General features: G+C 64.0%; 11 protein-coding genes. 7 read left to right on the top strand and 4 right to left on the bottom strand.

Going from position 1 to position 13,578, the window contains the following annotated elements:
- The 4 genes from AACY45_RS16815 to AACY45_RS16800 all read right to left on the bottom strand — a co-directional run bounded on the left by AACY45_RS16815 (nt 1) and on the right by AACY45_RS16800 (nt 5,033).
- Nucleotides 1-1,038, bottom strand: coding sequence for an ABC transporter ATP-binding protein (locus tag AACY45_RS16815; protein WP_339546492.1), 1,038 nt, complete (start codon nt 1,036-1,038; stop codon nt 1-3).
- A gap of 249 nt (nt 1,039-1,287) precedes the next feature.
- Nucleotides 1,288-2,439, bottom strand: coding sequence for a putative ABC transporter substrate-binding protein YdcS (ydcS, locus tag AACY45_RS16810; RefSeq protein WP_339546491.1), 1,152 nt, complete (start codon nt 2,437-2,439; stop codon nt 1,288-1,290).
- A gap of 87 nt (nt 2,440-2,526) precedes the next feature.
- Entirely contained in the window at nt 2,527-4,017 is a 1,491-nt protein-coding gene (locus tag AACY45_RS16805; protein ID WP_339546490.1) for a gamma-aminobutyraldehyde dehydrogenase, read from the bottom strand.
- Nucleotides 4,018-4,118: 101 nt separating this feature from the next.
- On the bottom strand, nt 4,119-5,033 hold the full coding sequence (locus tag AACY45_RS16800; protein ID WP_166588604.1) for a LysR family transcriptional regulator: 915 nt from the start codon (nt 5,031-5,033) through the stop codon (nt 4,119-4,121).
- A gap of 197 nt (nt 5,034-5,230) precedes the next feature.
- Between AACY45_RS16800 and AACY45_RS16795 the strand changes: the two genes are divergently transcribed.
- The 7 genes from AACY45_RS16795 to AACY45_RS16765 all read left to right on the top strand — a co-directional run bounded on the left by AACY45_RS16795 (nt 5,231) and on the right by AACY45_RS16765 (nt 13,565).
- Nucleotides 5,231-5,905 (top strand): tellurite resistance TerB family protein, encoded by a 675-nt coding sequence (locus tag AACY45_RS16795; RefSeq protein ID WP_339546489.1) that lies wholly within the window; start codon nt 5,231-5,233, stop codon nt 5,903-5,905.
- Between the two features lie 333 nt (nt 5,906-6,238).
- The gene (locus AACY45_RS16790) at nt 6,239-7,801 is read left to right on the top strand and encodes a methyl-accepting chemotaxis protein (protein WP_445261193.1); all 1,563 of its coding nucleotides are present in this window, start codon (nt 6,239-6,241) and stop codon (nt 7,799-7,801) included.
- On the top strand, nt 7,801-8,337 hold the full coding sequence (locus tag AACY45_RS16785) for a chemotaxis protein CheW (RefSeq protein WP_339546487.1): 537 nt from the start codon (nt 7,801-7,803) through the stop codon (nt 8,335-8,337). Before AACY45_RS16790 ends, AACY45_RS16785 begins: the two co-directional genes overlap by 1 nt.
- Nucleotides 8,334-9,611 (top strand): CheR family methyltransferase, encoded by a 1,278-nt coding sequence (locus AACY45_RS16780; RefSeq protein ID WP_339546486.1) that lies wholly within the window; start codon nt 8,334-8,336, stop codon nt 9,609-9,611. The genes AACY45_RS16785 and AACY45_RS16780 overlap by 4 nt, the downstream gene beginning before the upstream one ends.
- Nucleotides 9,608-10,291 (top strand): chemotaxis protein CheW, encoded by a 684-nt coding sequence (locus AACY45_RS16775; RefSeq protein WP_339546485.1) that lies wholly within the window; start codon nt 9,608-9,610, stop codon nt 10,289-10,291. The genes AACY45_RS16780 and AACY45_RS16775 overlap by 4 nt, the downstream gene beginning before the upstream one ends.
- Nucleotides 10,288-12,558 (top strand): hybrid sensor histidine kinase/response regulator, encoded by a 2,271-nt coding sequence (locus tag AACY45_RS16770; protein ID WP_339546484.1) that lies wholly within the window; start codon nt 10,288-10,290, stop codon nt 12,556-12,558. The genes AACY45_RS16775 and AACY45_RS16770 overlap by 4 nt, the downstream gene beginning before the upstream one ends.
- A complete protein-coding gene (locus AACY45_RS16765) occupies nt 12,555-13,565 on the top strand; it encodes a chemotaxis response regulator protein-glutamate methylesterase (RefSeq protein WP_339546483.1) in 1,011 nt (336 codons plus the stop codon). Before AACY45_RS16770 ends, AACY45_RS16765 begins: the two co-directional genes overlap by 4 nt.
- Nucleotides 13,566-13,578 lie beyond the last annotated feature (13 nt).

The raw sequence follows: 13,578 nt of genomic DNA, 5'->3' as shown, positions 1-13,578 counted from the left end.
TCAAGCCCCGCTCGTGACGGTGTCGTGCAGTGGGGTCATCGCCTCGCGGGCCCAGCGTGCGCTGATGCGTTGCCCGGTCTGGTGCTGGGCGCTGGTGTCCAGCCACTGGTTGTTGGCCTTGCTGATGTTCAGGGTCTGGCCGTTTTCCAGCTTCAACTCGTAACGGGTGGCGCTGCCTTGGTACTGGATGTCGTGCAGCAGGCCGCTGACTTCGATCTCATGGCTGGCCAGCGGGCCTTCGGCGAAACGCACGTGTTCCGGACGAATCGAGAAGGGCTGCGGGTTGCCGCTCAGTTGTTGCGCCAGGTCGCCGCGGATCACGTTGGAGGTGCCGACGAATTCGGCGACGAAGGTGGTGGCCGGTTTCATGTACAGGTTGCGCGGGGTGTCGACCTGCTCGATGCGGCCTTTGTTGAACACCGCCACGCGGTCGGACATCGACAGGGCTTCGGTCTGGTCGTGGGTGACGAAAATGAAGGTAATGCCGAGCTGGCGTTGGAGCTTTTTCAGCTCGCTCTGCATTTGCTCACGCAGCTTCAGGTCCAGCGCCCCCAGGGGCTCGTCGAGCAACAGCACCCGCGGGCGATTGACCAGCGCCCGGGCCAGGGCCACGCGCTGGCGCTGGCCGCCGGACAATTGCACCGGCTTGCGCTCGCCGTAGCCACCCAGGGCCACCATGGCGAGGGCTTCTTCGGCACGCTCCAGGCGCTCGTTCTTGGCCACGCCCTTGACCTTCAAGCCGTAGGCGACGTTGTCGCGGACATTCATGTGCGGGAACAGGGCGTAATCCTGGAAGACGGTGTTGACGTCACGCTGATAGGGCGGCAGGCCGGCGGCTTCTTCGCCGTGGATGCGGATCGACCCCGCGCTCGGCTGTTCGAAGCCGGCGATCAGCCGCAGGCAGGTGGTCTTGCCCGAGCCGGAAGGACCGAGCATGGAAAAGAACTCGCCGTCCTGGATGTCGATGGAAACCCGGTCTACGGCTTTCACTTCGCCGAATAGACGGGAAACGTTGGTGAACTGGACTGCAAGCGTCATGGTGCGATGCTCCAAAAAGGCGCGGGCCGTCGCAGCGGCCCTGCCTGGACTTCTGAAAAAACAGTTATTGCGTAAACCGTTGAGCTTTTGACAAAGCTCAGGATGTGGAAAAGTCGTTTCGGGAGCGTCGCGAGCGGCGATTAGTCGTGTCCGGCCAGCGCACAGCCCCCGGAGCGTACGTCAGTACGTGAGGAGGCGAGCACTGCCCGGGCGCGAATAATCGACGCGCAGCCGCTACCGGAATGACTTTTAGCGGCCGCCCATGATCGCGATGTAGTCCTGGGTCCAGCGGCTGTATGGCACGAACTTGCCACCTTCAGCCTGCGGGGTTTTCCAGAAGGCGATCTTCTCGAACTGGTCGAATCCGTTGGTCTTGCAGCCTTCGGCACCCAGCAGTTCGCTGCCCTGGCAAGCCGCCGGGACCGCGGGCAACGAGCCAAACCAGGCCGCGACGTCGCCCTGGACCTTGGGTTGCAGCGACCAGTCCATCCACTTGTAGGCGCAGTTCGGGTGCTTGGCCTCGGCGTGCAGCATGGTGGTGTCGGCCCAGCCGGTGGCGCCTTCTTTCGGGATGGTCGAGGCGATGGGCTGTTTCTCGTTCATCAGGCCGTTGACCTGATAAGGCCAGGCGCTGGAGGCCACTACCCCTTCGTTCTTGAAGTCACTCATTTGCACGGTGGTGTCGTGCCAGTAGCGGTGGATCAGCGGCTGCTGGGCGCGCAGCAGGTCGAGCACGGCCTTGTATTGCGCTTCGGTCAGCTCGTAGGGGCTCTGGATGCCCAGTTCCGGCTGGGTGGTTTTCAGGTACAGCGCCGCGTCGGCGATGTAGATCGGACCGTCATAGGCCTGCACGCGGCCCTTGTTCGGCTTGCCGTCTGGCAGGTTCTGCGCATCGAACACCACGTTCCAGCTGGTAGGCGCGGTCTTGAACACGTTGGTGTTGTACATCAGCACGTTCGGACCCCATTGATAGGGGGTGCCGTACGTTTGCTGGTTGACCACGTACCAGGGAGCGTCCTTGAGGCGCGGGTCGAGGTTTTTCCAGTTGGGGATCAGGGAGGTATTGATCGGCTGCACACGCTTGCCGACGATCAACCGTAGCGAGGCGTCGCCCGAGGCGGTCACCAGGTCGTAGCCGCCCTTGGCCATCAGGCTGACCATTTCATCGGAAGTGGCGGCGGTCTTGACGTTGACCTTGCAGCCGGTCTCCTTCTCGAAGCCGGTCACCCAGTCGTAGGCCTTGTCGCTTTCGCCCCGTTCGATGTAGCCAGGCCAGGCCACGATGTCCAGTTGGCCCTCGCCGGCACCAACGGCTTTCAGCGGTTCGGCGGCCTGGAGGCTGGCACTGGCCAGCAGCGCGGTGGTGATTGCACTGAGCAGTGCGGTCTTGTGCACGAACATGGGGTTTCCCTCTTCTTTAAATTATGGTCGGGGCAGTATTGAACGTGATGCAGCTGGCCTTTTCGGCTTGTTGTTAGCTTAGTAGCGTTACTTCAGGTCATTGCCGTGGCGGGCCATGATGTGCCGCACCACGCTGTAGTCCTGCAGCGAATCGCTGGACAAATCCTTGCCGTAGCCGGAGCGTTTCAAGCCGCCGTGGGGCATTTCGCTGACCAGCATGAAGTGGCTGTTGATCCAGGTGCAGCCGTACTGCAAGCGCGCCGCGACCTGCATCGCCTTGTCCAGGTTCTGCGTCCAGACTGACGAGGCCAGGCCGTATTCCGAGTCGTTGGCCCAGTCCACTGCCTGTTCCAGTTCGTCGAAGCGGGTCACGGTGACCACCGGGCCGAACACTTCGCGCTGGACGATTTCATCGCTTTGCTTGCAACCGGCGAGCAGGGTTGGCTGGTAATAGAAGCCGGCACCGGAATGCACCGCCGCGCCGGTCACCCGCTCGATGTGCGGCTGGCCGAGGGCGCGCTCGACGAAGCTGGCCACGCGGTCGCGCTGGCGGGTGCTGATCAGCGGGCCGATTTCGTTGTCGGCGTCACGCTTGCCGGCGAACCGCAGGCTGCTGACCGCCGCGCCCAGTTCCGCCACCAGTTTGTCGTGTATCCCGGACTGGGCGTAGATGCGGCAGGCCGCCGTGCAGTCTTGCCCGGCGTTGTAGTAACCGTAGCTGCGCACGCCGGCGACCACGGCTTGCAGGTCAGCGTCGTTGCAGACGATCACCGGCGCCTTGCCGCCCAATTCCAGGTGGGTGCGCTTGAGGGTCTTGGCGGCGGCCTGGAGGATTTTCTGCCCGGTGACGATGTCGCCAGTGAGCGAGACCATGCGTACTTTGGGATGGCTGACCAGGTGGCTGCCCACCCCTTCGCCGCCCCCGCAGATGATGTTGATCACCCCGCGCGGCAGAATCTCGGCCAGCGCCGGCGCCAGGGCCAGGATTGACAACGGGGTATGTTCCGACGGCTTGAACACCAGGGTATTGCCGGCGGCGAGGGCCGGGGCGATTTTCCAGGCGGCCATCATGATCGGGTAGTTCCACGGCGCAATCGAGGCCACCACGCCAATCGGATCGCGGCGCACCATGCTGGTGTAGCCCGGCAGGTATTCACCGCTGAGTTGGCCGGTCTGGCAGCGCACGGCGCCGGCGAAGAAGCGAAACACATCCACTGTGGCGCTGAGGTCGTCCTGGCGCGCCAGGTGCAGTGGCTTGCCGCAGTTCAGCGATTCCAGGCGGGCCAGCAGGTCAGCGTGTTTTTCGATGGCGTTGGCGATGTCCAGCAGGATGTTCGAGCGCTGTTGCGGCGTGGTTCGCGACCAGCCGGCAAAGGCCCGGTGGGCGGCGAGGATCGCGGCTTCGACCTGTTCGGTGTTGGCTTCGGCAATGTGGGTCAGCACTTCGCCGGTGGCCGGGTTGAGAATCGGCTCGACGAAACCCTGGCCGGCTACCAACTCACCATCGATCAGCAATGCGGTGAACAACGGGGTCTGCGCGCCGGGCATTTTTCGGGCTCTCTTTTGTTGTGTGGCCATGGTGCTCCCTGTCACTGGGGCCCCGACCGTCTTATAGATGCACAAAGACTAGTGGCGGGGCTTGAGGACGACAAATACTAAATACTGAATGCCGCATTCGATTAAATAGATGGCTTGCGTCCACCGGGCGGCTGTTCGCGGGCCACTGTCAGGAAGGGGTCGACCAGTGCCGGGCGGGCGGTGCCACGGCGCCAGGCCAGGCCGACATCGAGGGTCTGGCTGAGGTCGGCGATGGGCCGGGCTTCGATGATGTCGCCTTCCAGGGACCATGGGCGGTAAGTCATGTCGGGCTGGATCGACACCCCCAGGCCCGCTGCTACCAGGCTGCGCACGGCCTCGGTCGAGGCGGTGCGCAAAGTGATGCGTGGCTGCAGCGAGGCGGCTCGCCACATGCGCTGGGCGTTGCGGTCCATCTCGTCGACGTTCAGTTGGATCAGTGGCTCGCGGGCGACGTCCGCCAGGTTGATGCTGTCGTGCTCCAGCAGCGGGTGCTGGGCCGGTAGCCACAGGCGGTGGGGCGAGTGGGTCAGCACTTCGGTTTGCAGGGCGTGGCGATCCTCGAGGTTGGACAGGATCAGCACCCCGACATCGATTTCGCCGCTGACCAGCAAGTGCTCGATGTACGGGCGTTCGTCCTCCATCACCCGTATCTCGACATTGGGGTAGGCCCGTTGAAAACGGGTCAGCAGGTCGGCCAGGTAGTAGCCCGCGACCAGGCTGGTGACACCGATGGTCAACTGCCCGGCCACCTGGTCGGTGCTTTGTTGCAGGCTGCGCTTGGCGTTGTCCACGGTGGCCAGGATCAAGTGCGCCTGGCGCAGGAACTGGTGTCCCTGGTGGGTCAGGGTCATGCCCTTGGCGTGGCGGTTGAACAGGTTGACCCCAATCTCCTGCTCCAGTTGCTGGATGGCCAGGGTCAAGGTGGACTGGGAGATATACACCGCTTGCGCGGCGGCCGAGATCGAGCCGGTTTCGGCGACGGCGATGAAATGACGGATCTGACGCAGAGTCATCATGGGAAATTACCCGGTGGGCGGTTTTTATAGATTTTTCCCAGTGTATATCTTTTTTATCGATGCCCTAGCTCAGCAGGCACGGCGACCGCAAGGGGTGGGCAACATCTGGAAGTACACTCACTGACAGGACCCGGGCACTTTAGATCTAGGCTGATGGCCTTATTTATCGGTTAAACGTTAATTTCTGGAGGCCATACATGATTACCCGTGGTTTGCTCGATCAGTTACTCAAGTCCGGCCAGGACCTGTTGCAGAACAAGGCCGGCGGTACCCAGAACAAAGCAGCGGGCGGTGGCCTGGGCAGCCTGCTCTCCGGTGCGGGCGGCGGGGCCTTGGCCGCTGGCGCGATGGGGCTGCTGCTGGGTAACAAGAAGGCGCGCAAAGTCGGCGGCAAGGTGGCGGTCTATGGCGGCCTCGCGGCACTGGGCGTGATCGCCTACAAGGCCTACGGCAACTGGCAGGCTCAGCAGGGCACGGCGCCGCAGACCGAGCCGCAAACCCTCGATCGCCTGCCACCGGCGCAGGTCGAGCAGCACAGCCAGGCCATCCTCAAGGCCCTGGTGGCAGCGGCCAAGGCCGATGGGCATGTCGACGCGCGTGAGCGTGAGTTGATCGAGGGCGAGTTCCGCAAGCTGGACAACGACCAGGAGTTGCAGCACTGGCTGCACGCCGAGCTCAACAAGCCGCTGGACCCGACCGATGTCGCCCGCGCCGCCAGCACCCCGGAAATGGCCGCCGAGATGTACATCGCCAGCGTGATGCTGGTGGACGAAGAGAACTTCATGGAAAAGTCCTACCTCGACGAACTGGCCCGCCAGCTCAAGCTGGAACCGGGTTTGAAGGCTGAACTGGAGAAGCAGGTGCGCCTCTGAGTGTTGTCGTGTGGGAGCGCCGCCCGGCGAGCTCCCACATCAAGTCCTGTGCAAGGCGGGCATTGGCACACGCCCGCCGCCTGTAATGGCCAATCCACGGTCTGTTTCTACACAAATATCACTGGCGGCCCTTGGTTCATCTGACGGAAAGTAGCCGTCCCAGAGCGGACCCGGACTTTTCGCTCGGGATGAGACGCAGTGCGCAACCGCTGCTTAATCCCAGCGCGCCCTCGGCTATACTCCCCACCATTTGAATGGCCCCGAGGACTGACTGTGAAGAACTGGACGTTGCGCCAACGCATTTTGGCGAGCTTTGCGGTGATTATCGCCATCATGCTGTTGATGGTGGTCGTCTCTTATTCACGTCTGCTGAAAATCGAAGCCAGTGAGAACAGCGTTCGCGATGATGCCGTGCCAGGGGTCTATTACAGCTCGATGATTCGCAGTGCCTGGGTCGACAGCTACCTGAAGACTCAGAAAATGCTCGGGCTGGAGGAGGGGCAAGGGGTCACTGAGCAAGACCTCGCCGACTTCAAGACCTTCGAGCAGCGTCTCGAAGAGCATATAGCCAGCTATGCCACCACCGTTCAAGGTACCGAAGACCGCACCGAGTTCGATGCCTTCGAGAAGGCGCATCAGAATTTCAGCCGGATTCTGGGCGCGGTCCTTGAGTTGCGTAAAAACCACCAGGAGCAGGAGGCAATCAAGCTGTTCAACGAGCAGTTGACGCCGGCCTGGATTGCTGGCCGCCTCAAGCTCAACGACATCATCCGTGAGAACAAGGCGGTGGCCGACCACGCGACCACCGCCATCGACGACGCCGTCGTCGCGGCGAAAATCAGCATGGGCGTATCATTATTGGTGGCGGTGCTGGCGGCGGCGCTCTGCGGTTTCCTGCTGATGCGCGCGATCATGGCGCCGATGAACCGCATCGTGACGATCCTCGACATCATGCGCACCGGTGATTTGAGCAATCGCCTCAACCTCGACCGCAAGGATGAGTTCGGCGCGGTGGAAACCGGCTTCAACGACATGATGACCGAGCTCACCGCGCTGGTGTCCCAGGCCCAACGTTCTTCGGTGCAGGTCACCACGTCGGTGACCGAGATCGCCGCCACCTCCAAGCAACAGCAGGCCACGGCCACCGAAACCGCAGCGACCACCACGGAAATCGGGGCAACCTCGCGGGAAATCGCGGCGACCTCCCGCGACCTGGTGCGCACCATGACCGAAGTCTCCACCGCTGCCGACCAGGCCTCGGTACTGGCGGGCTCCGGTCAGCAGGGCCTGGCGCGCATGGAAGACACCATGCACTCGGTAATGGGCGCGGCCGACCTGGTCAACGCCAAGCTGGCGATCCTCAATGAGAAGGCTGGCAACATCAACCAAGTGGTGGTGACCATCGTCAAGGTCGCCGACCAGACCAACCTGCTGTCGCTGAACGCCGCCATCGAAGCGGAAAAGGCCGGTGAGTACGGCCGCGGGTTTGCCGTGGTCGCCACCGAAGTGCGGCGCCTGGCTGACCAGACGGCCGTGGCCACCTATGACATCGAACAGATGGTCCGTGAGATCCAGTCCGCGGTCTCGGCCGGCGTAATGGGCATGGACAAGTTCTCCGAAGAAGTGCGCCGCGGCATGTCCGAAGTACAGCAGGTCGGCGAACAACTGTCGCAGATCATTCATCAGGTCCAGGCGCTGGCGCCGCGGGTGCTGATGGTCAACGAAGGCATGCAGGCCCAGGCTACCGGTGCCGAACAGATCAACCATGCGCTGGTGCAGTTGGGTGATGCCAGCAGCCAGACCGTCGAGTCGTTGCGCCAGGCCAGTTTCGCCATCGACGAATTGAGCCAGGTGGCCGTCGGTCTGCGCAGCGGCGTATCGCGATTCAAAGTCTGATGAGCGAGCTTGTGGCCAAGCGGGGCGTGGGTGTGGCCCCGAAACAAGCGCTGTTCCTGGTGTTTCGCATCGGCGGCGAGCGTTATGCAGTGCAGGCCGTCGAAGTGGCGGAGGTGCTGCCACGCCTGCCGCTCAAGCCGATTGCCCGGGCACCGCACTGGGTCGCCGGGGTGTTTGCCTACCGTGGGACGGTGGTGCCGGTGATCGATGTCGGCGCGCTGACCTTCGGCCAGGTTGCCGAGGCGCGCACCAGCACACGCCTGGTGCTGGTGCACTATCGACCCGATGCCACGCTGCCGGCGCAACTGCTGGGGTTGATTCTCGAGCAGGCCACCGACACCTTGCGTTGCAATCCGGCGGAGTTTCAACCCTACGGTCTGGACAACTGCCAGGCGCCCTACCTGGGGCCGGTGCGCGAGGATGCCCAGGGGCTGCTGCAATGGGTACGGGTCGCGGACCTGCTGGACCCCCAGGTGCGGGCGCTGCTGTTTCCGTCGCCGCCCTTGGACCTGTCGATGCTTGAGGATCGCGCATGAGCAGCGACCAACGCTTTTTCGACTTCCTCAAGGAACGCATCGGCCTGGACGTGACGTCCGTCGGGCCGGCGATCATCGAGCGCGCGGTACGCCAGCGCACGACTGCGCAACAGGTGCAAACGGCCGATCAATACTGGCAACGCTTGTTGGCTTCACGAGACGAACAGCAAGCACTGATCGAAGCGGTGATCGTGCCCGAGACCTGGTTTTTCCGCTATCCGGAATCCTTTACCACCTTGGCCCGGCTGGCGGGCAAACGCCTGGCCGAGCTCAATAACATGCGCGCACTGCGCATCCTCAGCCTGCCGTGCTCCACCGGCGAGGAGCCTTATTCGATCGCCATGGCCTTGCTCGATGCCGGGTTGGCACCCCATCAGTTCAAGGTCGACGGCCTGGACGTCAGCCCGTTGTCGGTGGAACGGGCCAAGCGGGCGCGCTACGGCAAAAACTCCTTTCGTGGGCAGTTGGACGATTTTCGCGAGCGGCACTTCAGCGCCGAAGACGACGGCTATCGCCTCAGCGAACGGGTTCGCGAGCAGGTGCGCCTGCAGGTCGGCAACCTGCTGGACCCGACCCTGCTGGCCAATGAACCGGCCTATGACTTCGTGTTTTGCCGCAACCTGCTGATCTATTTCGATCTGCCGACCCAGACCCAGGTTTTTGAAGTGCTCAAGCGCCTGACCCACGTTGACGGCGTGCTGTTCATCGGCCCCGCCGAAGGCAGTTTGCTGGGGCGCCTGGGCATGCGCTCGATCGGCATTCCCCAGTCGTTTGCCTTCAGCCGTCACACCGAGCCTGAGCCCCAACCACTGCCGGCCTACATCACGCCAGCGCTGCCGGTGAGTCTGCCGGTGCGCCGCGCGCCTGCGCCGTCGGTACGCAATCGACCCTTTACCCCTGTGTCCCGGCCAGTGTCGTCACGGGCCGAGCAGCCCGGCGCGGGCGATGCGGCGGTGCTGCTGGCCAACATTGCAACCCTGGCCAACGAAGGCAAGAGCCCTGAAGCGCGTGCCGCCTGCGAGGCGTACCTGCGCAGCCACGGCCCGGTGGCGCAGGTGTTCTACTGGTTGGGCCTGCTCAGCGATGTGGCCGGCGGTGTGCTGGAAGCCCAGGGTTTTTATCGCAAGGCGTTGTACCTGGAGCCGCAACACCCCGAAGCCCTGATGCACCTGGCCGCCTTGCTCGCGTCCCAGGGTGATGTGGCCGGGAGCCGACGCTTGCAGGAGCGCGCGGCGCGCAACGAACGTACCGCGGACAGTGAGCGCAAACGATGATCGGTTCAGTTTCGTTGAACGTGACCCATGTCGATGCCCAGGCCATCGACGACTGCTGGAACCGCATTGGGGTCCACGGTGACAAGTCCTGTGGGTTGTTGGCCGAGCACATTCATTGCCGCAATTGCGCGGTCTACTCGGCCGCGGCCACCCGCTTGCTGGACCGTTATGCGCTGCAGCAGGACGATCAGGCCCATGGGTCGGCGACGGTCGAGGCGCAGGTCGCCACCCGTTCGCTGCTGATGTTCCGCCTGGGGGAGGAGTGGCTGGCGCTGAGCACCCGCAGCCTGGTGGAAGTGGCGCCTTTGCAGCCGGTGCATTCCTTGCCCCACCAGCGCTCGCGGGCGCTGGTGGGGGTGGCCAATGTGCGCGGCGCACTGGTGGCCTGCCTGTCGCTGGTGGAGTTGCTGGGGCTGGAGGCTTCGACGGCGACTGCGTCTGGTGCGCGGGTCATGCCGCGCATGTTGATCATTGCCGCCCATGGCGGCCCGGTGGTGGTGCCGGTGGACGAAGTCGACGGGATCCATGCCGTCGACCAACGGCTGCTCGACGCGGCCTCGCGCTCGGGCCAGCAGGCCGGCGCCAAGTACACCCGAGGCGTATTGCCCTTTAACGGTCGCAGTTTGCGTTGGCTGGATGAAGAACAGTTGCTGTCCGCCGTGACCCGGAGCCTCACATGACCCCCGAGCAAATGCGCGACGCTTCGTTGCTGGAGTTGTTCAGCCTGGAGGCTGAAGCCCAGACCCAGGTGCTCAGCGCCGGGTTGCTGGCGCTGGAGCGTGATCCGACCCAGGCCGATCACCTGGAAGCCTGCATGCGCGCCGCCCACTCGCTCAAGGGCGCGGCGCGGATTGTTGGCGTGGATGCCGGGGTCGAAGTGTCCCATGTGATGGAAGATTGTCTGGTCAGCGCCCAGGAGGGCCGCCTGCTGCTGCGCCCCGAGCACATTGACGCCTTGCTGCAAGGCACCGACCTGCTGATGCGCATCGCCACCCCCGGCAACGACGTCGGGCCCAGTGATATCTACGCCTACGTGGCGTTGATGGGGCAGTTGCTCGATCCCGCGTCGGCGCCGGAGCTGCTGATGGCCGAGCTGCAACTCGAACTGCCGGTCGCGCGTTTTGAGCTGTCGGAGCCCGAGCCGTTGCTGGTGACCTCGGCGGAGTTCGCCAAGCCCGCCAAACGTGTCACCGAGGGCGGCGAGCGGGTGCTGCGGGTGACGGCTGAGCGCCTCAACAGCCTGCTCGACCTGTCGAGTAAATCGCTGGTCGAGACCCAGCGTCTGAAACCCTATCTCGCGACCCTGCAGCGCCTCAAGCGTCTGCAGAGCAACGGCCTGCGCGCCCTGGAAAATCTCAACGCCCAGCTCAAGGAGCAGAGCCTGAGCCTGGAGGTCGAGGAGGCCCTGCAAGAGGCGCGCCGGCTGCTGGCCGAGTCTCAGCAATTGTTGGCGGAGCAAACTGCAGAGCTGGACGAGTTTGCCTGGCAAGCCAGCCAGCGTGCCCAGGTGCTGTACGACACCGCGCTGGCCTGCCGCATGCGCCCGTTTGCCGACGTGCTGACTGGCCAGGCGCGGATGGTCCGCGACTTGGGCCGTAGCCTGGGCAAACAGGTGCGCCTGGAGATCGAGGGCGAAAAGACTCAGGTCGATCGTGACGTGCTGGAAAAACTCGAAGCACCGCTGACCCACCTGCTGCGCAATGCGGTGGACCACGGTATCGAGTCGCCGGAGCAGCGCGTGCTGGCCGGCAAACCGGCCGAAGGGCTGATCCGCCTGCGGGCTTCCCATCAGGCTGGCCTGTTGGTGCTGGAGCTGAGCGACGATGGCAACGGCGTGGACCTGGAACGGGTCCGGCGCAGTATCGTCCAGCGTCAGCTGTCGCCGGCCGAGACGGCTGAGCAATTAAGCGAAGAGGAACTGCTGACGTTCCTGTTTCTGCCCGGCTTCAGCCTGCGCGACACAGTCACTGAGGTTTCCGGCCGTGGGGTCGGCCTCGACGCGGTGCAGCACATGGTGCGCCAGTTGCGCGGCGCGGTGGTGCTGGAGCAGAAGGCGGGCGAGGGCAGTCGCTTCCACCTTGAAGTGCCGCTGACCCTGTCGGTGGTCCGCAGCCTGGTGGTGGAGGTGGGCGAAGAGGCGTACGCCTTTCCGTTGGCGCACATCGAGCGCATGTGCGACCTGGCGCCAGAGGACATCGTGCAGGTGGAGGGGCGCCAGCACTTCTGGCACGAGGGCCGGCATGTCGGGCTGGTGGCTGCCACCCAATTGCTGCAACGGCCGGTGAGCCAGCACAGCGCAGCCACCCTCAAGGTGGTGGTGATTCGTGAACGCGATGCGGTGTACGGCGTGGCCGTCGAGCGTTTTGTTGGCGAGCGCACCCTGGTGGTGCTGCCGCTGGATGAGCGCCTGGGCAAGATCCAGGATATTTCCGCCGGGGCCTTGCTCGATGATGGTTCGGTGGTGTTGATCGTCGACGTCGAGGACATGCTGCGCTCGGTGGAGAAACTGCTCAATACCGGGCGCCTGGAACGGATCGCCCGACACAGCCAGCAGGCCACGCAGGTGGCCCGCAAACGGATCCTGGTGGTCGATGACTCGCTGACGGTGCGCGAGTTGCAACGCAAGCTGCTGCTCAATCGCGGCTATGACGTGGCCGTCGCGGTAGACGGCATGGATGGCTGGAACGCCCTGCGCGCCGAGGACTTCGACCTGTTGATTACCGATATCGACATGCCGCGCATGGACGGGATTGAACTGGTCTCGCTGTTGCGCCGCGACAATCGCCTGCAGTCGCTGCCGGTGATGGTGGTGTCCTACAAGGACCGTGAAGAGGATCGGCGTCGTGGGCTGGACGCGGGCGCCGACTATTACCTAGCCAAGGCCAGCTTTCATGACGATGCCCTGCTCGACGCAGTGGTAGAGCTCATAGGAGGAGCGCGGGCATGAAGATCGCAATCGTCAACGATATGCCCATGGCCGTCGAAGCGCTGCGCCGGGCCCTGGCGTTCGAGCCGGCGCACCAGGTGGTGTGGGTGGCCAGTAATGGCGAGGAAGCGGTGCAGCGCTGCGCCGAGCTGACGCCGGACCTGATCCTGATGGACCTGATCATGCCGGTCATGGATGGGGTCGAGGCGACCCGCCGGATCATGGCTGAAACCCCGTGCGCCATCGTCATTGTCACGGTCGACCGCCAGCAGAATGTGCACCGGGTGTTCGAGGCCATGGGGTACGGTGCGCTGGATGTGGTCGACACGCCGGCCCTGGGGGTCGGCAATGCCCAGGAGGCCGCCGCACCGCTGCTGCGCAAAATCACCAACATCGGCTGGCTGATCGGCGAGAAGGGCAACCGCGAGCGCCCGGTACCCAGCCCGCTGCGCAGTTCGGCCTCGCGCCAGCGTCTGGTCGCCATTGGCTCATCGGCCGGCGGCCCGGCGGCGCTGGAAGTGCTGCTCAAGGGCTTGCCGCACGATTTTCCGGCGGCCATCGTGCTGGTGCAACACGTGGACCAGGTGTTCGCCGCCGGCATGGCTGAGTGGCTCAGCAGTGTCAGTGGCCTGAACGTGCGCCTGGCCCAGGAAGGAGAGCCACCGCAAAGCGGCACGGTGCTGCTGGCCGGCACCAACCACCATATTCGTTTGCTGAAAAACGGTACGCTGGCCTACACCGCCGAGCCGGTCAACGAGATCTACCGGCCCTCGATCGATGTGTTCTTCGAAAGTGTGGCCAGTTACTGGAACGGTGATGCAGTGGGTGTGCTGCTCACCGGGATGGGCCGCGATGGCGCCCAGGGACTTAAATTGATGCGCCAGCAGGGCTATCTGACCATCGCTCAGGATCAGCACAGCAGCGCGGTGTACGGTATGCCCAAGGCCGCCGCCGTCATCGACGCCGCGGTGGAAATTCGCCCGCTGGAAAAAATAGCGCCACGATTGCTGGAGATCTTTGCAAAATGAATGACATCCGCAG

Source organism: Pseudomonas sp. RA_35y_Pfl2_P32 (assembly GCF_963970735.1).
In the GTDB taxonomy this organism is placed as follows: Bacteria; Pseudomonadota; Gammaproteobacteria; order Pseudomonadales; family Pseudomonadaceae; genus Aquipseudomonas.
This window is presented reverse-complemented; position numbering and strand designations above follow the sequence as displayed.

Bases quoted from the DNA above. Each gene is read 5' to 3' on its own strand.
- AACY45_RS16815 (WP_339546492.1), bottom strand. From the start codon at position 1,038: ATGACGCTTGCAGTCCAGTTCACCAACGTTTCCCGTCTATTCGGCGAA.
- ydcS (WP_339546491.1), bottom strand. From the start codon at position 2,439: ATGTTCGTGCACAAGACCGCACTGCTCAGTGCAATCACCACCGCGCTG.
- AACY45_RS16805 (WP_339546490.1), bottom strand. From the start codon at position 4,017: ATGGCCACACAACAAAAGAGAGCCCGAAAAATGCCCGGCGCGCAGACC.
- AACY45_RS16800 (WP_166588604.1), bottom strand. From the start codon at position 5,033: ATGATGACTCTGCGTCAGATCCGTCATTTCATCGCCGTCGCCGAAACC.
- AACY45_RS16795 (WP_339546489.1), top strand. From the start codon at position 5,231: ATGATTACCCGTGGTTTGCTCGATCAGTTACTCAAGTCCGGCCAGGAC.
- AACY45_RS16790 (WP_445261193.1), top strand. From the start codon at position 6,239: ATGCTGTTGATGGTGGTCGTCTCTTATTCACGTCTGCTGAAAATCGAA.
- AACY45_RS16785 (WP_339546487.1), top strand. From the start codon at position 7,801: ATGAGCGAGCTTGTGGCCAAGCGGGGCGTGGGTGTGGCCCCGAAACAA.
- AACY45_RS16780 (WP_339546486.1), top strand. From the start codon at position 8,334: ATGAGCAGCGACCAACGCTTTTTCGACTTCCTCAAGGAACGCATCGGC.
- AACY45_RS16775 (WP_339546485.1), top strand. From the start codon at position 9,608: ATGATCGGTTCAGTTTCGTTGAACGTGACCCATGTCGATGCCCAGGCC.
- AACY45_RS16770 (WP_339546484.1), top strand. From the start codon at position 10,288: ATGACCCCCGAGCAAATGCGCGACGCTTCGTTGCTGGAGTTGTTCAGC.
- AACY45_RS16765 (WP_339546483.1), top strand. From the start codon at position 12,555: ATGAAGATCGCAATCGTCAACGATATGCCCATGGCCGTCGAAGCGCTG.